General features: G+C 70.3%; 18 protein-coding genes and 1 pseudogene. 6 read left to right on the forward strand and 13 right to left on the reverse strand.

Annotated elements, in window-relative coordinates; all coding sequences use genetic code 11:
- Window positions 1–13: 13 nt before the first annotated feature.
- The 5 genes and pseudogenes from BM145_RS00980 to BM145_RS01000 all read right to left on the reverse strand — a co-directional run.
- The gene (locus BM145_RS00980) at window positions 14–1,216 is read right to left on the reverse strand and encodes a molybdopterin molybdotransferase MoeA (protein ID WP_093330142.1); all 1,203 of its coding nucleotides are present in this window, start codon (window positions 1,214–1,216) and stop codon (window positions 14–16) included.
- Window positions 1,217–1,285: 69 nt separating this feature from the next.
- Window positions 1,286–1,762 (reverse strand): cyclic pyranopterin monophosphate synthase MoaC, encoded by a 477-nt coding sequence (gene moaC / locus BM145_RS00985; protein ID WP_093330144.1) that lies wholly within the window; start codon window positions 1,760–1,762, stop codon window positions 1,286–1,288.
- The gene (trpC, locus tag BM145_RS00990) at window positions 1,759–2,535 is read right to left on the reverse strand and encodes an indole-3-glycerol phosphate synthase TrpC (RefSeq protein WP_093330145.1); all 777 of its coding nucleotides are present in this window, start codon (window positions 2,533–2,535) and stop codon (window positions 1,759–1,761) included. Before trpC ends, moaC begins: the two co-directional genes overlap by 4 nt.
- Window positions 2,532–3,527, reverse strand: coding sequence for an anthranilate phosphoribosyltransferase (gene trpD / locus BM145_RS00995; RefSeq protein WP_093330148.1), 996 nt, complete (start codon window positions 3,525–3,527; stop codon window positions 2,532–2,534). Before trpD ends, trpC begins: the two co-directional genes overlap by 4 nt.
- 107 nt (window positions 3,528–3,634) lie before the next feature.
- Window positions 3,635–4,207, reverse strand: a pseudogene (locus BM145_RS01000) (anthranilate synthase component II); the annotation flags it as partial.
- Between the two features lie 114 nt (window positions 4,208–4,321).
- Between BM145_RS01000 and BM145_RS01005 the strand changes: the two are divergent.
- Window positions 4,322–4,717: a hypothetical protein gene (locus tag BM145_RS01005; RefSeq protein ID WP_093330153.1), complete on the forward strand. Its 396-nt coding sequence runs from the start codon at window positions 4,322–4,324 to the stop codon at window positions 4,715–4,717.
- 174 nt (window positions 4,718–4,891) lie between these two features.
- On the opposite strand, the gene BM145_RS01010 is transcribed toward BM145_RS01005, so the two are convergent.
- Complete coding sequence (locus BM145_RS01010) at window positions 4,892–6,337, reverse strand: anthranilate synthase component I family protein (protein ID WP_245739009.1); 1,446 nt, start codon at window positions 6,335–6,337, stop codon at window positions 4,892–4,894.
- A gap of 55 nt (window positions 6,338–6,392) precedes the next feature.
- A complete protein-coding gene (locus BM145_RS01015; protein WP_093330158.1) occupies window positions 6,393–8,342 on the reverse strand; it encodes a peptidylprolyl isomerase in 1,950 nt (649 codons plus the stop codon).
- A gap of 124 nt (window positions 8,343–8,466) precedes the next feature.
- Between BM145_RS01015 and tpiA the strand changes: the two genes are divergently transcribed.
- Entirely contained in the window at window positions 8,467–9,225 is a 759-nt protein-coding gene (gene tpiA, locus BM145_RS01020) for a triose-phosphate isomerase (RefSeq protein WP_093330804.1), read from the forward strand.
- 114 nt (window positions 9,226–9,339) lie between these two features.
- On the forward strand, window positions 9,340–9,888 hold the full coding sequence (locus tag BM145_RS01025) for a DUF4142 domain-containing protein (RefSeq protein ID WP_093330160.1): 549 nt from the start codon (window positions 9,340–9,342) through the stop codon (window positions 9,886–9,888).
- Window positions 9,889–9,940: 52 nt separating this feature from the next.
- Here BM145_RS01025 and BM145_RS01030 read toward each other — a convergent pair whose 3' ends face one another.
- Together BM145_RS01030 and rimO are read right to left on the reverse strand one after the other, a co-directional pair.
- Entirely contained in the window at window positions 9,941–11,311 is a 1,371-nt protein-coding gene (locus BM145_RS01030) for a leucyl aminopeptidase family protein (protein WP_093330163.1), read from the reverse strand.
- A gap of 304 nt (window positions 11,312–11,615) precedes the next feature.
- Window positions 11,616–12,962, reverse strand: coding sequence for a 30S ribosomal protein S12 methylthiotransferase RimO (gene rimO, locus BM145_RS01035; RefSeq protein WP_093330165.1), 1,347 nt, complete (start codon window positions 12,960–12,962; stop codon window positions 11,616–11,618).
- 69 nt (window positions 12,963–13,031) lie between these two features.
- Here rimO and BM145_RS01040 point away from each other — a divergent pair, with 69 nt between their 5' ends.
- Together BM145_RS01040 and BM145_RS15905 are read left to right on the forward strand one after the other, a co-directional pair.
- The gene (locus tag BM145_RS01040) at window positions 13,032–14,117 is read left to right on the forward strand and encodes an anhydro-N-acetylmuramic acid kinase (RefSeq protein WP_093330168.1); all 1,086 of its coding nucleotides are present in this window, start codon (window positions 13,032–13,034) and stop codon (window positions 14,115–14,117) included.
- Between the two features lie 93 nt (window positions 14,118–14,210).
- A complete protein-coding gene (locus BM145_RS15905) occupies window positions 14,211–14,354 on the forward strand; it encodes a hypothetical protein (protein WP_177200040.1) in 144 nt (47 codons plus the stop codon).
- Between the two features lie 231 nt (window positions 14,355–14,585).
- Here BM145_RS15905 and BM145_RS01045 read toward each other — a convergent pair whose 3' ends face one another.
- The 4 genes from BM145_RS01045 to BM145_RS01060 all read right to left on the reverse strand — a co-directional run bounded on the left by BM145_RS01045 (window position 14,586) and on the right by BM145_RS01060 (window position 18,344).
- Window positions 14,586–15,764: a vWA domain-containing protein gene (locus BM145_RS01045; RefSeq protein WP_093330170.1), complete on the reverse strand. Its 1,179-nt coding sequence runs from the start codon at window positions 15,762–15,764 to the stop codon at window positions 14,586–14,588.
- A 299-nt stretch (window positions 15,765–16,063) separates the two neighbouring features.
- Window positions 16,064–16,621, reverse strand: a complete 558-nt coding sequence (locus BM145_RS01050; protein WP_093330173.1) for a CHAP domain-containing protein — start codon at window positions 16,619–16,621, stop codon at window positions 16,064–16,066.
- A 177-nt stretch (window positions 16,622–16,798) separates the two neighbouring features.
- Entirely contained in the window at window positions 16,799–17,647 is an 849-nt protein-coding gene (locus BM145_RS01055) for an AAA family ATPase (RefSeq protein WP_093330807.1), read from the reverse strand.
- A 43-nt stretch (window positions 17,648–17,690) separates the two neighbouring features.
- Entirely contained in the window at window positions 17,691–18,344 is a 654-nt protein-coding gene (locus BM145_RS01060; RefSeq protein WP_245738989.1) for a DUF6975 family protein, read from the reverse strand.
- A gap of 318 nt (window positions 18,345–18,662) precedes the next feature.
- Between BM145_RS01060 and BM145_RS01065 the strand changes: the two genes are divergently transcribed.
- Window positions 18,663–20,945 carry a S9 family peptidase gene (locus BM145_RS01065; RefSeq protein WP_425441069.1) on the forward strand — a complete coding sequence of 761 codons (2,283 nt, stop codon included), beginning with the start codon at window positions 18,663–18,665 and terminating at the stop codon, window positions 20,943–20,945.
- Window positions 20,946–20,967 lie beyond the last annotated feature (22 nt).

The following is a 20,967-nucleotide window of genomic DNA, read 5'->3' on the forward strand; positions in this document are numbered from 1 at the left end:
GTATCGCTTGCCGTCAAGCGATTATGAGGATTTCCGCCGAGTCGCCCGCGCGGGCCGCGGGTGCGTCGGCCTCGCGCACGATCAGGCAGGTCGATCGCGCCAGCGTGAGCAGCATCGAGCTGTCCTGAATGGTGGAGGCATATGCCTTGCCATCGCGCAGCTCGGCGCGGAGATAGTCGGTGCGGCCGCCATTGGCGGGCAGGTCCTCGCCGAGCAGCGCGCCCGTCATGGTGGGCAGCGGATCGCGCGCGCCGGCGAGGTGCGCCACCATCGGCCGGACGAACAGCGTCGCGGTGACGAAGGCGGAGACGGGATTGCCGGGCAGGCCGAGCACTACCGCCTCGCCGAGCCGCCCGGCCATCATCGGCTTGCCGGGGCGGAGCGCGATGCGCCAGAAATCGATGGTGCCGCCGGCCGCCTCCAGCGCGGGGCGGACGAGGTCGTGGTCGCCGACCGAGGCGCCGCCGGTGGTGACGAGGAGGTCGGCATCGATGGCGGCGAAGGCGTCGCGCAGCACGTCGAGGCGATCGGGCAGGATGCCGAGATCGATCACCTCGACCGGCAGGTCGGCGAGCATGGCGGCGAGCATCACGCCGTTCGACTCGGGCAGTTGGAGGCCGGTGGCGTCGCTGCCGGCCGGGACGAGCTCGTCGCCGGTGGCGGCGATCGCGACGCGGACGGGGCGGCGGACGGGGAGGGTGGCGTGGCCGCCGGTCGCGGCGACGGCGACGCGCGCGGGGGTGAGGCGGTCGCCGGCGCGGAGGAGCAGGGCGCCGGCGTGGAAATCGAGGCCGCGGGCGCGGGTGTTGCGACCGAGATGGGCGGGGCCCTCGCCGTCGAGGTGGAGGGTGGCGCCGTCGCGGGCGGCCTCCTCCTGGATCAGGACGGTGTCGGCGCCGGGGGGGAGGGCGGCGCCGGTGAAGATGCGGGTCGCCTCGCCCATGCCGACGGTGCCGGGATAGGGGCTGCCCGCGGCGCTCTCCCCGACGACGTGCCAGGGGCCGGGCAGGTCGGCGAAGCGGATGGCATAGCCGTCCATCGCCGACAAGTCGGCGGCGGGCTGCGTCCGGCGGGCCAGGACGTCCTCGGCGGCCCAGCGGCCGGCGGCGGCGCGGAGGGGGAGCGTCTCCGCCGGAACAGGCCGGGCGAGGGCGAAGAGGCGGGATTGTGCCTCGGCCACGGGGATCAGGGGCGTCAATCGAGTGGGATGGGGCATGGGCGCCCTACAACCAGAAAGCGCCGGGGGAGAACAGTCCCGATGGGCTGTAGCGGGTGGTCTGCGCCGCTATTCGGCGTCCGCCGCCCAATCGTCCGACTTGCCACCGGATTTGGCAACGACGCGAACGGCGTCGATGGTCATGTGCTTATCCACCGCCTTGACCATGTCGTAGACGGTGAGCAGCGCCACCGCGGCGGCGGTGAGGGCTTCCATCTCGACGCCGGTCTGCCCGTAGGTAGCGCAGGTGGCCGATACCGACACGCCGTCATCCTCGATCGCGAGGTCGAGGCGGACGCGGGTGAGCGGGAGGGGGTGGCAGAGCGGGATGAGGTCTGCGGTGCGCTTGGCGGCCATGATGCCGGCGACGCGGGCGACGGCGAGCACGTCGCCCTTCTTCGCCGACGCGTCGCGGACCAGCGCCAGCGCGTCCGCCGACATGGCGATGCGGCCGATGGCGGTCGCATCGCGCGCGGTAGCGGGCTTGTCGCCGACATCGACCATGCGCGCGGCACCGGCCTGGTCGAGATGGGTGAGGCCGGTCATCCGACCAGCGCGGCGGTGGCGGCGGCGAGATCGGGCTGGCGCATCAGCGCCTCGCCAATCAGGAAGGCGTGGACGCCGTGCGCGGCCATGGCGTCGAGGTCGGCACGGGTCGCCAGGCCGCTCTCCGCCACGAACGTGCAGTCGGGGGCGAGCGCGCGCAGCCGGTAGGAGCGCGCGGGATCGACCGAGAAGTCGCGCAGGTCACGGTTGTTGCAGCCAATCAGGCGCGCGCCGAGCCTGATCGCGCGGTCCAGCTCGGCCTCGTCATGCACCTCGACCAGTACGTCCATCGCGTGTTCGCGCGCGGCGGCATCGCAGGCGTAGAGGGTGTCGTCGTCGAGCGCGGCGACGATCAGCAGCACCGCGTCGGCACCGAGCGCGCGCGCCTCGTGGACCTGCCAGGGATCGATCGTGAAATCCTTGCGCAGCACAGGCAGCGACACGGCGGCGCGCGCCTGCACCAGAAAATCGTCGGACCCTCGAAAATAGCTCTCGTCGGTCAGCACCGACAGGCAGGTCGCGCCGCCTTCGGCATAGGCGCGGGCGTGGGCGGGCGGGTCCCAGTCGGTGTCGCGAATCAGGCCCTTGGAGGGGCTGGCTCGTTTGATCTCGGCGATCAGCGCGTGGCCCGGCGCCGCATCAAGGGCGGCGCGAAAGCCGCGGGGCGGGGTCTGCGCGGCGATGGCGGCGTCGAGCGCGGTGCGCGACCGCGCGGCCTTGCGGGCGGCGACCTCGTGCCGCTTGGTGGCGATGATCGTGTCGAGAATGGTCATACGGTGGCGATCCAGGCGTCGAGCAGGCGGGAGGCGGTGTTGCCGTCGAGCTGCTCGGCGGCGAGCGCGGTGCCCGCCGTCAGCGTGTCGGCGCGGTCGGCGAGGACCAGCGCGGCAGCGGCGTTGAGGAGGACGGCATCGCGGTAGGGTCCGTGCTCGCCGGCGAGCAGGCGGCGGAGCGCGAGAGCGTTGAAGGCGGGGTCGCCGCCATGGATCGCCGACAGCGGCGCGCGCGGCAGGCCTGCGTCCTCCGGCGCGACACGGGGCGGCAGCGCCGCCGCGCCGACAGACACGACGACGCTCGGGCCGGCGCTCGACAATTCGTCCAGCCCTTCCTCGCCCGAGACGACGAAGGCGGCCTCGGTGCCGAGCTGTTCCAGCGCCTCGGCATAGACGGGCGCGTAGTCGGGGCGGGCGATGCCGATCAGCTGGCGGGTGACGTGGGCCGGATTGGCGAGCGGACCCATGAGGTTGAAGATCGTGCGGCGGCCGAGCCGCTGGCGGATCGGCTGGATGCGGCGCATCGCCGGGTGATGGTTGGCGGCGAACAGGAAGCAGATGCCGAGATCGGCCAGCGTCCGCTCCGCGCTGGCGCCCGCCGCGGCCATGTCCAGGCCGAGCGCCTCCAGCGTGTCGGCGGCACCGGCCTTGGACGAGGCGGCGCGGTTGCCGTGCTTGGCGACGGGGACGCCCGCCGCGGCGACGACGAGCGAGACGGCGGTGGAGACGTTGAGCGTGTGGTGGCCGTCGCCGCCGGTGCCGCAGACGTCGATCGTGCCGGGTGGGGCGTCGATGGGGAGCAGGCGTTCGCGCAAGGCCCGCGCGGCCTCGGCGATCTCGATCGAGGTTTCGCCACGATCGGTCAGGCCGAGGAGGAAGTCGGCGATCTGCTGTTCCGAGGTGCGGCCGTCGAGGATGTCGGCAAAGGCCTGGCGGGCGGACTCGCGTGACAGCGGAGTGGTGGGATTGGGGAGGAGGGCGAGCGTAGTCATGCGGCACCCCCCTCCCGCCGACGAAAGGCATCAAGGGAGGGTGGATTTCGATCGTCACGCTGGGGAGGCTGCACTCCCCCGGCCCCTCCGGCCAGCGGGAGGGAAGAAGAGATCGTCATGCCCGCCAGGCGCATGAAGTTGGCGAGCATGGCGTGGCCGTGCTCGGTGGCGATGCTCTCCGGGTGGAACTGGACGCCGTGGATGGGGAGCGTGCGATGGTGGAACGCCATGACGTGGCCGTCGTCAGCGCGGGCGTTGACGTGGAGCGCGTCGGGCACGTCGTTGACGACGAGCGAGTGGTAGCGGGTGGCGGTGAAGGGCGCGGGCAGTCCCTCGAACATGCCGGAGCCGTCATGGGTGATCGGCGAGGTCTTGCCGTGCATCAGCCCGCCGCGTTCCACCCGCCCGCCGAAATACTGGCCGATCGCCTGGTGGCCCAGGCAGACGCCGAGCAGCGGCCGCGCCTCCGCCGCGCAGGCCTCGACCAGGTCCAGCGACACGCCCGCCTGACCGGGCGTGCAGGGGCCGGGAGAAATCAGGAACGCCTCCGCTCCCGACGACAGGGCCTGGCCCGCCGAGATGGCGTCGTTGCGCACCACCTCCACCGCGGCGCCGAGCTGCTGCAGATAGTGGACGAGGTTCCAGGTGAAGCTGTCGTAATTGTCGATGACGAGGATCATGTGTCGTTTGCCATACGCGCGCGAAACAATCCCGCAAGACCCGCGACGAATGGAGGCCCGCCGGCGGAGCCAGGCACGGCGCCGGACGTTGTTGAACATGAAGGAGAACGTGCCATGTTTCGCATTGCCCTCGCCGCCGCGATCGTCGCCACGCCGGCGCTCGCCGCCGCACAATCGGGCACGGCACCGCAGCGCATCCGCAGCGTCACCGTTGACCAGGGGCAGAAATGCCCCGAGTCGACGGCGGAAGAGGTCGTGGTCTGCCGCCGCGCCGAAGAACCGTATCGCATCCCGCCCGCGCTGCGCGACAGCGGCCCGATTGCGGCGCAGAACCAGAGCTGGGTCAACCGCGCGGCCGCGATCGACGATGTCAGTCGGCGCGCCGCCGGGCTGCCGAACACCTGCTCGCCGATTGGAACGGGCGGGGCGACCGGGTGTTCGCTGCAGGCGTTGCAGGCCTATGCGCGCGATCGCAAGGCGGGCGTGGATGGCGCAGCACAGGTGCCTTGAGGTCGCTAGATCGGGCGTGCTCTCCAGGAACACGCGTCATGCCGGGCTCGTCCCGGCATCCAGTGCCGCGAGCCGTGTCGCTGCTTCACCCTGGACTCGGTACAAGGCCGGGGTGACGCATCGAAGGTGGCAAGCGTCGGCTTCCTCGTGAACGACGTCGACCGTGAACGAGCCTCAATAATCGTTCCGCTTGGCCCTGGCGACCGCGTCGCGGGCCGCGGCGAGGATCGCGCCGGCCTTGGCCTCGCACTCGCGCTGCTCGGCGGCCGGATCGGAGTCGGCGACGATGCCGGCGCCAGCCTGGGCATGGATCATGCCGTCCTTCACCACCGCGGTGCGCAGCACGATGCAGCTGTCGAGCGACCCGTCCGGGGAGAAATAGCCGACGCCGCCGGCATAGGCGCCGCGTCGCTCCGGCTCCAGCTCGGCGATGATCTGGCAGGCGCGGACCTTCGGGGCGCCGCTGACGGTGCCGGCGGGGAAGCCGGCGAACATGGCGTCGATCGCGTCGCGGTCCGGCGACAGCGTCGCGACGACGTTCGACACGATGTGCATGACGTGGCTGTAGAGTTCGACCGTGTAGCTGTCGGTGACGCGGACGCTGCCCGGCGTCGCGGCACGGCCGGCGTCGTTGCGGCCGAGGTCGAGGAGCATGAGGTGCTCGGCACGCTCCTTGGGATCGGCGAGGAGGGCGGCGCGGTTCGCCTCGTCCTCGCTCGCGGTGCGGCCGCGCGGTCGGGTGCCGGCGATCGGGCGGACGGTGATCTCGCCGTCGCGGACGCGGACCAGGATTTCGGGGCTGGAACCGGTGAGCGTGAAGCCGGGCAGGTCGAGATGATAGAGAAAGGGCGACGGGTTGATCCGGCGCAGCGAGCGGTAGAGCTCGAATGGCGGTAGCGGGAAGGGCGCGGTGAAGCGCTGGGCGAGGACGACCTGGAAGATGTCGCCGGCTGCGATATACTCCTTGGCGGCGGCGACCATCTCGCCGTAGCGCTCGGGGGAGAGGGCGGGGATGTAGGCCGGCTCGGTCGCGGCGGCACGCACGGGATCGGGCCGCGGCGCGGTAGCGAGGCGCGCGGCGACCGCCTCGAGCCGTGCATTGGCGGCGGCGGCGATCGCGTCGGGGTCCTGCGCGGGATCGGGCCAGGCGGGGGCGACCAGGAACAGTTCGTCGGCCAGCCGGTCGAACACCAGCAGCACCGTGGGACGGACGAACACCGTGTCGGGCAGGTCGAGCGGGTCGGCGGCGGGCTGGGCCAGATCCTCGACCAGGCCGACGGTCTCGTAGCCGAAATAGCCGACCAGGCAGGCGAGCGCGCGCGGCAGTTCCGGCGGCACGTCGCAGTGGACCTGGGCAGCGAGGTCGCGGAGCGCGGCGAGCGTCGGCAGCGGGCACGGCTGCCATGCGTCGCGGTCGGTGGCCCAGGCGCGGTTGACCTCGGCACGGTGGCCGCGCGCGCGAAAGACAAGGTCGGGGGCAAGGCCGATCAGGCTGTGTCGGCCGCGGATCGCGCCGCCCTCGACCGATTCGAGCAGGAAGTCGCCGCGGCCCGGCTCGATCAGCTTCAGGGCGGCGGCGACCGGCGTCTCCGTATCAGCGACCTGCCGGCGCCAGATCAGCGCCGGGCGGCCTGCGGCGAGCGCCGCCCGGGCCGCGCGCGGGGCCGTTCGCGCGTCAGTTACCGGAGCCTCCCTGGCCCGACAGGTCGGCCTTAACGCGGGCAATCGCCGCCGGTTCGGTCTTGACGCCAAGCGAGGCGCGGACGGCGCGGGCGAACTGCTCGGTATATTCCGCGCCGATCGAGCGGCCGATGTCCGATCGTGCGGCGGCGACCGCGCCCGGCGTCTTGGACGCGTCGCCGCGTTGGATCTGGTCCAGCTTGATGACCAGCCAGCCGGCGCCCTGCGGTGCCGCCAGCAGCTTGGCGGTGTTGGGCGCCATGGAGAACATCAGTGCGAGCGCGGGTTCGGCACCGCCACGCGCCTGGGCGAGCTGCGCGCGCGAGGCGGCGATCGGGCGGGCGGCGGGCAGCGCCACGTTCGCCTGTTGCAGCGAGCGGGGCAGCGGGGTGCCGCGGTTGACGCGGGCGAGCACCTCGTCGGCGATCCGGCGCGCGGCCTGCTGGCGACGGTCGGCGACGAAATCGGCGGCGACGCGGTCGCGGATCTCCGCGAGCGGACGAGGCGCGGCGGGCAGCACCCGGCCGACCGCGACGATCGCGAAGCTGCCGTCCGGCGCGGTCTGCACCAGCTGCGGCGGATCGCCGTCCTGCGCCTGGAACGCGGCGGCGACCAGCGGCTGGAGCGCGGGATCGGGCTGTGCCTCGGCACTGAGCGGATCGGTGCCGGTCGCGGCCAGCGCGCCGGTGGTGCTGGCCGTCAGCTTGGCGTCGGCGACGGCCTCGTCGAAGGTGGCGCTGCCGCTCAGCCCCTCGTCCATGGTGTTGCGCAGGTCGGCGAGCGCGTCGGCGGTCTTGCGTGCCGTCAGCGCGGCGGCGATCTCGTCCCGGACCTGGGCGAGGCTGCGGCCGGCGACCTGCTCGACCTTGTCGACGCGCGCGACGACGAAGCCGATGGGGCCGCGCACCGGGCCGACGACCGCCCCCTGCGCCGCGCCGAACACCGCATCGGCGACGGCGGCGGAGGTTTGGCCGGCATAGGCGGCCTTGTCGATCGCGGGGATCGTTGACGGCTCCAGCCCGGCAGCGCGGGCGGCGACGGCGAGCGCGGTGCCGCCGCGTACCTTGGCGGCGAGCGCGGCGGCACCGGCTTGGTCGAACACGATCACCTGGGTGATGTCGCGCCGCTCGGTGGCGGCGTATTTGGCGCGGTCGGCGGCATAGGCCTGCGCGATCTCGGCCTCGGTGGGCGTGGCGCGGGCGCGCACCGCCTCGGGCGTGACGAGCGCGTAGCGGATTACGCGCCGTTCGGGCACGCGGTAGCGGTTCAGGTTGCGGCCGTAGAAGCTCTGCACCTCCTGCGGGGTAGGGGCGGGGCCGGCGGGAACGGCGGCGGTGGGCACGAAGGCGACCTGGCCCGCGCGACGCTCCAGCAGCAGCGAGGCGTAGGGGAGCGCCAGCTGCGCCGAGACCTGCGCGGCGCCGACGGTCGGGCCGATCAGCTGCTGGACCAGTACGTCGCGGGCGATGTCGGCGCGGATGCGCGCGTCGGTCAGCCGCCGCTCGGCGAGGATGCGGCGGTACGCCTGCTCGTCGAACTTGCCATTCGGCCCTTGCAAGGCGGGGATGCTGGCGATCTGGCCGTCGACCAGCCGCTTGGAGACGACCATGCCCTGGTCGCGCGCGTACTCGGCGAGCGCGGTGGTGGTGACCAGCTGTTCCAGCGCGCGTTCCAGCGCGCCGGCGGCGAGATACTGATCCATGTCGGCGGTAGGCTGCTGGCGCTGCGCGGCGGCGACCTCTTCCTGCGCGCGGGTGCGCAGGTCGTTGACGGTGACGTCGGCGTCGCCGACCTGCGCCACGTCGCCCTTGGCGACGCCGCCCGAGCCGATCGATAGGTTCGACACGTCGCCCGCCGCGAAGGCGAGCGCGACGATGCCCAGCACGATGAAGGTGACGACGATGCCGACCTTCGAGTTGATGATGCGGCGGAAGAAACCGAGCATGAGCGTCCGTCGTGCAGGAAGAAGATGCGGTGCTGTAGGGGCGGCGGCGGGTTGCATCAAGCGCGCGGGTTGTGCGGCGGGCGGAGCACGCTATCGCGGGCGTCGATCACGGGAGAGAATGACGATGCGGCGCAAGCTGGTGGCGGGCAATTGGAAGATGAACGGGTCGAAGGCGGCACTCGCCGAGCTGGACGCGATCGCCGCGGCGGCGACTGCGGCGCGCGGGATCGACGTGGCGGTGGCGGTGCCGTTCACGTTGATCCACCCCGCCACGGCGCGCGTACCTGGCCTGTCGATCGGCGCGGAGGACGTGCACGAGGCGGATTCAGGGGCGCATACCGGCTGCGTCTCCGCGGCGATGGTCGCCGAGGCGGGCGCACGCTTCACGATCGTCGGCCATTCCGAGCGCCGCGCCGACCAGGGCGAGACCAGCCACGACGCCTGGGCCAAGGCGACGGCGGCGCATCGCCGCGGGCTCCAGGTCATCCTGTGCTGCGGCGAGACGGAGGCGGAACGCGATGCGGGCCGGGCCGAGCGCGTCGTGCAGGCGCAGATCGAGAAATCGGTGCCCGACGATGCGGACGGGAGCTGGTTCACCCTCGCCTACGAGCCGCGCTGGGCGATCGGCACCGGGCGGACGCCGACGGCGGAGGAGATCGGATCGATCCACGCGATCGCGCGCGCCAAGCTGCGCCACATGATCGGCGAGCGCGCGAACGGCGTCCGGATCCTGTACGGCGGGTCGGTGGTCGGCGACAACGCGGCGGCGATCCTGGGCACCGACGACGTCGACGGCGCACTGGTCGGCGGCGCGAGCCTGACAGCGGCCAAGTTCGTGCCGATCATCGAGGCGGCGGCGGGACTGGACCGGCCTTCTCGTTGATCTGGATCGTGTTTCCGGCGGTGCGGCGGAACAGGCTCGCGGGGTCGGGCGATTGAACGGTCGTGCGGCGGCGATGCGTGGTTCACGGTTGCCGCCCCGTTCAGGAGATTGACCATGACCAAGTTCACGAGCATCGCGTTGGCCTTCGCTCTCGCAGCCGGACCGTCGATCGCGTCGGCGCAGACCCCACCGCCCCCGCCGCCCGCCGAGGCGAAGACCCAGGCCGCCGCCTATGTGAAGGCCGCGGGGATGAGCGACCTGTACGAGATCAACTCGAGCCAGGTGGCGCTGCAGAAGTCGCAGAATGCGGGCATCAAGAAATATGCGCAGATGATGATCGACCATCATCAGAAGACGACCGCCGCGACGATGGCCGCCGCCAGGAAGGCCGGCATGGAGCCGAGCCCGCCGATGCTGGACGCCGGCGCCACGGCATCGATCAACGAGTTGCAGCAGGCGGCGCCGGCCGATTTCGACCGGCTGTATCTCGGCCAGCAGATCCCCGCTCACCAGGCGGCACTCGACCTGCACCAGAGCTATGCCAGGAACGGCGACCAGGCGGCGCTGAAGGCGTCGGCCAAGAAGGCGGTGCCGATCGTCAAGCGCCACCTGGCCGATGCCCAGAAGATGCAGGGCGCGATGGGCGGCGCCACCGGCCAGTGATCGACGGGGCCCGGCTCCGTTCGCGGCCGGGCCTTTCTTCACGGATGGCCGTTCAGGAGTAGCGCGCCTTGAGCAGCGACCAGGCGGCACGAAGGCCGTAGGCGTCGCCGCCCTTCGGCCGGCCAGGTTTCGCCGACGGTCGCCAGGCGAACACGTCGAGATGCGCCCAGGTCACCTCGGCGGGCACGAAGCGGCGGAGGAACAGCGCGGCGGTGATCGCGCCCGCCATGCCGCCCTCGGGTGCGTTCACCATGTCGGCCACGTCGGACACCAGCATCTCGTCATACCCGTTCCACAGCGGCATGCGCCACAGCGGATCGTCCTGTGCCTCGCCCGCCGCGAGCAGATCGCGGGCGAGGTTTTCGTCATCGGTGAAGAGCGGCGGCAGGTCGGGGCCTAGCGCGACGCGCGCCGCCCCGGTCAGCGTGGCAAAATCGAGGATCAGTTCCGGCTTCTCCTCGCCCGCGCGGGTCAGCGCATCACCGAGGATCAACCGTCCCTCCGCATCGGTGTTGGTGTTCTCGACTGTCAGCCCCTTGCGGCTGCGCAGCACGTCGCCGGGGCGGAAGGCGTCGGCGGAGATCGCGTTCTCGACCGCGGGGATCAGCAGGTGGAGCCGGACGGGAAGCCGCGCCTCCATGACCAGCCCGGCGAGCGCCAGCGCGTGCGCGGCACCGCCCATGTCCTTCTTCATCAGCCGCATGCCGGCGGCGGGCTTGATGTCGAGGCCGCCGGTATCGAAGCTGACGCCCTTGCCGACCAGCGCGACGCGCGGGTGTTGCGGGTCGCCCCAGCTCAGTTCGATCAGCCGTGGGGCACGATCGCGCGCGGCGGCGCGGCCGACGGCGTGGATCATCGGAAAGCCTTCCGCCAGCTCGCCGCCGCGCCGGACGGTCACCGTCGCGCCGTGGTGCTCGGCGAGTTGCTCGACCGCCGCTTCCAGTTCGGCGGGCCCGCAATCGCCGGCGGGGGTGTTGACGAGGTCGCGGACGGTGGCGACCGCGTCGGCGATCCGCAGCGTCTCCGCGATGTCGGCGGCCGCGTCGGTGAGCAGGACGCGCGGCGCCGCATCCTCGGCCGGGCGGTAGCGGGTGAAGCGATATTGGCCGAGCAGCCAGCCGAGCGCGGGCGGCGTCGCGCCGTCGACGCGGTAGGTGCCGGGTGGCAGCCTCTCGGCCAGTGTCGCCAACGTCCAGGGTGAGGTCCGATCGGCAACCGCGGCGACGATCGACCAGTCCTCCCCCTCTCCGGTGATAACGGCGTGGGTGTTCGCCTTGCCCGCGAAACGCTGCGCGGCGAGGCTCGCTCGGGTGCGGGCGGGTTGCGTGGCGAGCCAAGCGTCGTGCTCGGACGGGGCGAGCAGGTGAATGGTGTGGGCGGGCTGGCCGCGATCGGGCTGGAGCAGGGGGGCGAAGCGGGTCATGGCTTCCACGAAGCAGATGCCGCGGGCGGGGGCAACCGCCGGGAGGGCTGCGTACGGCCGCCGTCTTCACGACGCGGGAGAGTTACGGGCGCGCGCCGGTCATACCGGCGTCGGAAGCAAATGAAGTCGGGGTGATGATAGGGCGTTAGAACATCATGACTTTCCATAGAACTGTTCGTGTCGAGAAGGCATTGAGCTGGTCGAAATGCCGTCTCGAAGCACATGCCCTTCAAGACGAGGCTTCGACTTCGCTCAGCCTCTCCTCAGGGCGAACGGTGGTGGGTCAACCCGACGCCATCTCGCTCTAGGAGGTCGCGAAATTAACTACAGGCACGCCGTACAGGTCGTGCTCGTCGGCATCCTCGATCGTCACCGCCACGATGTCGCCGACCGCGAGGTGTGCCGCGTCGCGCAGAAACACCTCGCCGTCGATCTCCGGCGCGTCCGCCTGGGAGCGGCCGGTGGCGCCGCCCTCCGCGTCGACCGCGTCGACGATCACGTCGAGCGTGCGGCCGACCTTGGCGGCGAGCTTGGCGGCGGAGATGGCGGCGGTCTTCGCCATGATGCGGGCGTAGCGCTCTTCCTTCACCGCCTCGGGCACGGGGTCGGGAAGGAGGTTGGCGGCGGCGCCCTCGACAGGTTCGAAGCGGAAAGCGCCGACGCGGTCGAGCTGCGCCTCGTCCAACCAGTCGAGCAGATACTCGAAATCCGCCTCCGTCTCGCCGGGGAAGCCGACGACGAAGGTCGAGCGGATGGCGATGTCGGGGCAGATGTCGCGCCACTGGTGGATGCGTTGCAGCACCTTGGCGTCGTTGCCGGGGCGTTTCATCCGCTTGAGGACGGCGGGCGCCGCGTGCTGGAACGGAATGTCGAGATAGGGGAGGACCAACCCCTCGGCCATCAGCGGGATGACCTGATCGACGTGCGGGTAAGGATAGACGTAGTGGAGGCGGACCCAGGGGGCGATCCGGCCGAGTTCGCGGGCGAGATCAGTCATGTGCGGCACGACCTCGCGGCCCTTCCACGCGCGCGGTTCGCGGCGGATATCGATGCCGTAGGCGCTGGTATCCTGGCTGATGACCAGCAGCTCCTTAGTGCCCGCCGCGACCAGCTTCTCCGCCTCGCGCAGGATCGCGTCGGGGCGGCGGCTGACAAGATCGCCGCGCAACGACGGGATGATGCAGAAGGAGCAGCGATGGTTGCAGCCCTCGCTAATCTTCAGATAGCTGTAGTGGCGCGGGGTGAGCTTGAGTCCTGCATCGGGGATCAGGTCGAGATAGGGGGACAGGTTGGCGGGCGCCGCCTCGTGCACCGCCTCGACCACCTGCTCGTACTCGTGCGCGCCGGTGATCGCGAGCACCTGCGGAAAGCGGGCGCGGATCGCCTCGGCTTCCTTGCCCATGCAACCGGTGACGATAACGCGGCCGTTCTCCGCGATCGCCTCGCCGATCGCCTCCAGGCTCTCCTCCTTGGCCGAATCGAGGAAACCGCAGGTGTTGACGAGCACGACGTCGGCGCCGGCATAGTCGGGCGACATCTGATAGCCGTCGGCGCGCAGCTGCGTCAGGATCCGCTCGCTGTCGACCAGGTTCTTGGGACAGCCGAGCGACACCATGCCGACGCGCGGTGGAGAGGGGAGAACGGTGGCCATGAGCGTGGGCGCACATAGGGCCGGTCCCAAGTAATTGCCAGCGGCGGGGTTTCGTGCTTCGACGGGCGGATGCTCGCCATCGGTCTCATGTCCGGAACCTCGCTCGACGGGATCGACGCGGCCTTGATCGAGACGGACGGCGAGGCGCTGGTGCGGCCGGTGGCGTTCCGGGGGGAGGCGTACTCGGACGCGGCGCGGGCCGAGCTGGCGGAGGCGACGCGGGTGGCGCTGACCTACGACCGGCCGCGGGCGAGCCCCCCGGTGGATGCGGCGGCGCAGCTCATCACGCGGACGCACGCGATGGCGGTGCACAAGCTGCTGCGCGAGGCTGGGGTCGAGGCGGCGGACGTGGGCGTGATCGGCTTTCATGGGCAGACGGTCGCGCACCGGCCCGATCGCGGCTGGACGTGGCAGATCGGCGACGGCGCCGCCCTCGCCGCGGCGACGGGGATCACGACGGTGGCCGATTTCCGCTCCGCCGACGTGGCGGCGGGCGGGCAGGGCGCGCCGCTGTTGCCGGTCTACCATGCTGCGCTGGTCGCGGGTCTGGAGAAGCCTGTGGCGGTGCTGAACCTGGGAGGCGTCGCCAACGTCACGTATGTCGGCGCGGACGGCGCGCTGGTCGCGTTCGACACGGGGCCGGCGAACGGGCTGGTCGACGACTGGGTCGGCGAGGCGAGCGGCGCGCGCTTCGACCAGGGCGGTGCGCTGGCGGCGGCGGGGCGCGTCGACGAAACGGTGCTGACGGCGATGCTGGATCATCCCTTCTTCGACGAGGCGCCGCCCAAGTCGCTCGACCGCAGCGATTTCACGATCCAGCCGGCGCGCGGACTGTCGGCGGCGGATGGCGCGGCGACGCTGACCGCCTTTACCGCCGAGACGGTGGCGCTCGCGCTACGGCACCTGCCCGATCGGCCGCGGCGGTTGCTGGTGGTGGGCGGCGGGCGGCACAATCCAACGATGCTGGCCATGATCGCCACGCGGACGGGGATCGTTCCCGAAACGGCCGAATCGCTCGGCTGGAACGGAGACGGCGTGGAGGCGGAGGGCTTCGCCTACATGGCGGTGCGAACGCTTCGCGGGCTGCCGATCAGCTTCCCGGGCACCACCGGCGTGGCTAAGCCATTGACCGGCGGCGTCATTCACCGCGTTTGAAGGTCGGCTGGGCGGACAGGTTGATATTAACCCTCGACTGACCTTTTGTCGGCTATCATGGATCAAGCGACGAACCGGGGAGGGGACGTCTCGATGGAATCCGATCTGCGTTACTATATCCGCCGCCTGAGCATGGAGCGCACTGCCGCCGAACGCGCGCTGACCGCCGAGGCGCGCGATCGACGATTGCGGTTGGTCGAGAGCTACACGCAGAAGATCGCCGCGCTGGGCGGGTGAGGCCCTATTCTGAGCCTTCGTGCTCCGACTAGGATCGGAGCATTTCAAATCATCGACTCGGCTCTTCGCGAGTTCTACGAACTTTCTTCGTCATGCCGGACTCGTTCCGGCATCCACTGTGCCGCATAACAATACGTTGCTGATCTTGCGGCACGGTGGACCCCGGAACAAGTCCGGGATGCCGGAAGAAGAGTTATACTGGCTGGAGAACCAACACCTCGGGCGGACCGGTCATCGCTTCCTCGTCAGCTCGCGCATCGCCTCCTCCAAGCCGCCTAGCGTCAGGCCGTACATGCGGTCGGCCATGATCTCGCGGACCATGCGGATCGACTGGGTGTAGCCCCATTGCTCCGCGGGGATCGGGTTGAGCCAGACGCTGGCCGGGTACGTCGTCGTCAGCCGGTGGAGCCAGACGGCGCCCGCCTCCTCGTTCATGTGCTCGACCGAGCCGCCGGGATGGCTGATCTCGTAGGGGCTCATCGAGGCGTCGCCAACGAACACGCATTTATAGTCGTGGCCGTATTTGTGCAGCACGTCCCAGGTCGGCGTCCGCTCCTGGAAACGGCGGCGATTGTCCTTCCACACGCCCTCGTACGGGCAATTGTGGAAATAGAAGAATTCCATGTTCTTGAACTCGGACGTCGCCGCCGAGAACAGTTCCTCGCAGAGCTTGACGAACGGGTCCATCGAGCCGCCGACGTCAAGGAAGAGGAGGAGCTTGACCGCGTTCTTCCGCTCCGGCCGCATCCGCACGTCGAGCCAGCCCTGGCGCGCGGTACCGGCGATCGTGCCGTCGATGTCCAGCTCGTCGGCCGCCCCCTCGCGCGCGAAGCGGCGCAGGCGGCGGAGCGCGACCTTGATGTTGCGGGTGCCGAGTTCCTTGGTGGAATCGAGGTTGCGGAACTCGCGCTGGTCCCACACCTTGATCGCGCGCTTGTGACGGGACTCGCCGTCGATGCGGACGCCCTCTGGATTGTAGCCGCCGTTGCCGAAGGGCGAGGTGCCGCCGGTGCCGATCCATTTGTTGCCGCCCTGGTGGCGCCCCTGCTGCTCCTCCAGCCGCTTCTTGAGCGTGTCCATGATCTCTTCCCAGGAACCGAGCGACTTGATCGCCTCCATTTCCTCGGGCGACAGGAACTTCTCGGCGACGGCTCTCAGCCAGTCCTCAGGGATATCGGCGGGCTGCTGGCCGTAGTCGGCGAAGATCCCGCGGAAGACGCGCGCGAAGACCTGGTCGAAGCGATCGAGCAGCCCCTCGTCCTTCACGTAGGTAGCGCGGGCGAGATAGTAGAAGTCCTCGGGCGTGCGGCCGATCACCTCGGCGTCGAGCGCCTCCAGCAGCAGCAAATGCTCCTTGAGGCTCGCCGGGATGCCGGCGGTGCGGAGTTCGTCGAGGAAGCTCAGGAACATGGCTGGGGCGGTGCCACATCGCCATACGAAACGACAGCCCCCGCGCGCGAGCTACGGGGATCGACATTCAACGCTTCGCCTCATTGTCGACCCCGGCAGGGGCCCGGGTCCAGCTGGGAGATGCGAATGGCCGGTCGTTGCGCCTCTTCCACGACCTTCCCGACTGAAACCCCGGCCTTCGCCGGGGTGCAAAATGCCGAATGTCGATGCGCGCGATTGCGTCACGTAGAACCGTTGGTGCTTAAGAAGCCTATCCTCAGGGCGTACGGAGATTGGGTCAGCTGGGTGTCGTCCCGTCTCTAACGGGCGGCGGCCTCGGGCACGTAGGCGTCGATCAGCGCGCCGACATAATCGGGGTTGCGGGCGGTCAGTTCGGGTGCGGTGCGGCCGGTGCCGTAGATGAAGCCCTCGACCGGGTAGATGCCGCCGCCCAGGCCATTGGAATCGCGGTACCAGACCTTGACGCTGGACCAGTCGTTGCGGGGGCTCACGTCGTAGAGCGTCACGTCCTGTTCGGCATGGCCGCGCTCGCCGTTCTGGCGCGACCAGTTGGCGTGCGTCAGCATCAGCACGCGCTTCTCCACCACGCGGCTGACGACGGCGACGTGGCCGAGGCGCAGGCGGTCGGTCTTGGCGAAGACGATCACGGCGCCTTGTCTGGGCTTGTGGCCGCGGGCGTAGCGGCCGTCCGCCTGGTCCCACCAGGTCCAGGCGTCACCGTAGATCGCGATGCCGGATGCCTCCCGCGCGAAGGGTACGCACTGGCCGACGTAATCGAGCAGCGACCGCGCCTCCACGCCGGTCGCGACCGTCAGGAAGGCGGCGGCGAGAGACAGGGCGCGGAGCGTCGTTCGCATGAGGCGGGGCTACACCGTCGCCCCTGACTGCCGCATTGCGCCATGTGGTTAACGCGCCGGAAAATCGACGTTGACGGATGGCGTGATGCCCGCCGATCACCCCGCGGGCGCTTCGCCTTCCGATCCGTCGACCGGGTGTTTGATGTCGCAGCGTGCGTACGCCGCTGGATGACCGGATCAGCGGCCCTGCCGCTTGGCCATGAAGGCCAGTCGTTCGAACATCATGATGTCCTGCTCGTTCTTCAGCAGCGCGCCGTGGAGCGGCGGGATCGCCTTGGTCGGGTCGCGGTTCTGGAGCACGTCGAGGGGCATGTCCTCGTGCAGCAGAAGCTTCAGCCAGTCGAGCAGCTCGGACGTGGACGGCTTCTTCTTGAGGCCCGGCACCTCGCGGATGTCGTAGAACACGTCCATCGCCTTCGACACCAGCAGCTTCTGGATGCCGGGGAAGTGGACGTCGACGATGGCCTGCATCGTCTCGCGGTCAGGAAACTTGATGTAGTGGAAGAAGCAGCGGCGCAGAAAGGCGTCGGGCAAATCCTTCTCGTTGTTCGAGGTAATGACCACGATCGGGCGCTCGTGCGCGCGGACGGTCTCGCCGGTCTCGTAGACGTGGAACTCCATGCGATCGAGCTCGTGGAGCAGGTCGTTGGGGAATTCGATGTCGGCCTTGTCGATCTCGTCGATCAGCAGCACGGGCGGCGTGGGGCGCGTGAACGCCTCCCACAATTTACCGCGGCGGATGTAGTTGGCGATGTCGTGGACGCGCGCGTCGCCCAACTGGCCGTCGCGCAGGCGGGCGACGGCGTCGTACTCGTACAGCCCTTGAGCCGCCTTGGTGGTCGATTTGACGTTCCACTCGATCAGCTCGGCATCGACGGCCTGCGCGATCTCGCGCGCCAGCACCGTCTTGCCGGTGCCGGGCTCCCCCTTCACCAGCAGGGGGCGGCGCAGCTGCACGGCGGCGTTGACGGCGACGCGCAGGTCGTCGGTGGCGACGTAGCTGGAGGTGCTCTGGAAACGCTTCATGGCGGCGGGATTGGCCGCGCCGCCGGTGAAGGTCAACAGGCGTTCAGGAGCGGGCGGACGCGCGCGCCTCCAGCAGGTCCCACAGGCCGCGATGCTGGGCGAGCAGCTGGCGTGCGCCGAAGCCCATCGCCCGCTCCGCCGGCGGGTTGGCGCCGAGCATCGTCAGCGCGGCGATCGTCCGGGCAGGCGGCACGGCGGCATGATCGCTCAGCTCGATCCCGAAAGAGTCGGCGGCGCGCGCGATCACGTCGCGGATCGCGTGCCAGTCGGCCGCGAGCGCCGCCGCCGCGCCCGTCGCGCAGCCGCCCCGGTCGGAATGGGCGAGCATTTCCAGCGCGTGGCGGACGCCGGCCAGCGCCTGCTCGCTCTCCGCCTGGCCGGGCGTCGAGGGGAGGGGGCCGGCGGCGGCGATCAGCTGCGCCAGCACGGTGCGCTCGGCGGCGAAGCTGGCGGCAAGATCGCCCAGCCATTCGCACGCGTCGGGCTGCGCGCAGTGGGTCAGCGCCGCGTCGATCATGCCGGGATGGTGGCCGTGGACGGCGCACAGCGCGTGCAGCGCGTCCGCCAGGTCGCGACGCGGCGCGCGGGGTTCCAGCAGGCGGCGAACGTGGGGATGGCGCGCGCTGCCGTCCGCTGCGACCAGAGCCTCCACCATGTCGTGCGGGCCATGATGCCCGTCCTGCTGCGCTGTGTTCACGGTTCCTCGCTTCCCGGCAAACGCGCCGACATACGTGTCGGTGCGTGGTCGCCTTGTGCGCCCGGCCTATACCGAAGCGCGTAAAGACTTGGTGTGGCGGGCGTTAACGTCGCGGAAACGGGGCGAACGGCTCGTCCCGGCGCAGCCACCGCTCGTCCACCCGGCCGTTCGGGCGGGGCGCGACTATTTCGGCTGGACGCCCCTCCACACCCCCGCGATAACGCGCCGATCGCGGTCCGGCACGGGCCGAAAAGCGGAGAGAGATGGATGCGCGCATGGGTGCTCGGACTGGCCTTGGCCTCGGTGGGAAGCGCGGCGATGGCCGCTGAACAGGCGGCGCCGCCGCAGGGCGCGGCGGTGCCGCCCGCCGCCGTGCCCGCCCAGCCGCCCGTTACGGCGCCCGCGGAAGCACCGGAGGGCGTGCTGACGCTCGGCCGGGTGTTCGGCAGCCCCGACCTGTCCGGACCGCAGCCGCGCGGGCTGAGGCTGTCGCCGGACGGGACGCTGCTGACCTCCTTGCGTCCGCGCACCGACGAGCGCGAACGCTTCGACCTGTGGGCGACCGACACGCGCACGGGGGCGGAGCGGATGCTGGTCGATTCCAAGCGGATCGGATCGGGCGCCGAACTGTCGGAGGCGGAGAAGATGCAGCGCGAGCGGGCGCGGATCGGCGGCAGCAAGGGGATCGTCGCCTATGACTGGGCGCCCGACGGCAAGTCGATCCTGGTGCCGCTCGACGGCGACCTGTACCTCGCCGCGCTCGACGGCACGGTGCGGCGGCTGACAAATACGCCGGGCGGCGAGCTCAACCCCGTGGTGTCCCCCAAGGGCAGTTACGTCAGCTTCGTGCGCGACCAGAACCTCTACGCGCAGCCGCTGGGCGGGAGCGAGGCGAGACCGGTGACGACGGGCGGCGGCGGCACCATTCATTTCGGCGAGGCGGAGTTCGTCGCGCAGGAGGAGATGGACCGGCGCACGGGCTATTGGTGGAGCCCCGACGACCGGCTGATCGCGGTGGAACGCTTCGACGAGGCGCCGGTGCAGATCTTCACCCGCGCGTCGATCGGCGCGGCGGGGACCAAGACTTACGAACAGCGCTATCCAGCGGCGGGCACGCCTAACGTGCTGGTCGACCTGTACGTGATGAAGCCCGACGGAACGGGCCAGGTGAAGGTCGATCTGGGGACGAACCGCGACATCTACCTGGCGCGGGTCGACTGGCTGCCCGACGGGTCGGGCCTGCTGGTGCAGCGCGAGAGCCGCGACCAGAAGCGGCTCGACCTGCTGCGCGTCGACCCGGCGACCGGCAAGGCGACGATCCTGTTCACCGAGAAATCGGGCGAGAAGAGCTGGCTGAACCTGTCCGACGCGTATCAGCCGCTGGCCGACGGCAGCCTAATCTGGCGATCGGAACGGTCGGGCTTCGGCCACCTCTACCGGTTCGCGGCGGGCAAGTGGACGCAGCTGACCAAGGGCGACTGGGTCGTGACGGGCCTGGTCGGCATCGATGAGGCGAAGGGCCGCGTGTTCTTCACCGGCACCAAGGACGACGTGCTGGAGAACCACGTCTACTCGGTGGATTGGGCCAAGCCCAACCAGATCACCCGCCTGACGGAGCGCGGCTTCACCAACTCGGCCTCCATGGACGGTTCGGCCAGCCGGTTGATCGTGACCAGGTCCAGCCCGAGGCAGCCGGCGCAAACCTATCTGGCGGACGCCGCCGGCAAGCGGCTGTCGTGGATTAACGAGAATGCGGTGGTTCCCGGCCACCCCTATTACCCGTATCTTGCGAGCCACCAGCAGACGCGGTTCGGCACGATCAAGGCCGACGACGGCACCACGCTCCACTGGGAGATGATTACGCCGCCGCTGGAGCCCGGCAAGAAATATCCGGTGTTCTTCCAGCATTATGGCGGGCCCGGCACCGGCCAGCAGGTGACGCACGGCTGGCAGGGCGCGCTGCCGCAATATCTGGTCGATCAGGGCTGGATCTTCTTCCAGATCGACAATCGCGGCAGTTACAACCGCGGCAAGGCGTTCGAGGACCATATCTATCATGCGATGGGCACGGTGGAGGTCGCCGACCAGCTGGCGGGCGCCGAGTATCTGAAGACGCTGCCCTTCGTCGATCCGGCCAAGATCGCGACCTATGGCTGGTCCTACGGCGGCTACATGTCGCTCAAGATGCTGGAGAAGACGCCGGGGGTGTACGCCGCTGCGGTGTCGGGCGCACCGGTCAGCGACTGGCAGCTCTACGACACGCATTATACCGAGCGGTATCTGGGCGATCCCAAGACCGATCCGGCGAGCTATGCCAGCTCCGCGGCGGTGGCGGACGCGTCGAAGATCCGCGATCCTTTGCTGCTGATCCACGGCATGGCGGACGACAACGTGTTCCTCGACAACAGCACCAAGGTCGCCGCCGAGATGCAGCAGACGGCGACTCCGTTCGAGATGATGTTCTACCCCGGCCAGACGCACCGCGTCGGCGGGCCGGGGGTGAGCGAGCATCTGTGGGGGACGATCCTGCGGTTCCTCGACCGCACGGTGAAGAACAAGGAGGCGCCGCGGGCGACCCCGGCCGACACCGCCGCAAACTAAACCTACGTCACCCCGGGCTTGT

This window comes from Sphingomonas rubra (genome assembly GCF_900115745.1).
In the GTDB taxonomy this organism is placed as follows: domain Bacteria; phylum Pseudomonadota; class Alphaproteobacteria; order Sphingomonadales; family Sphingomonadaceae; genus Sphingomonas; species Sphingomonas rubra.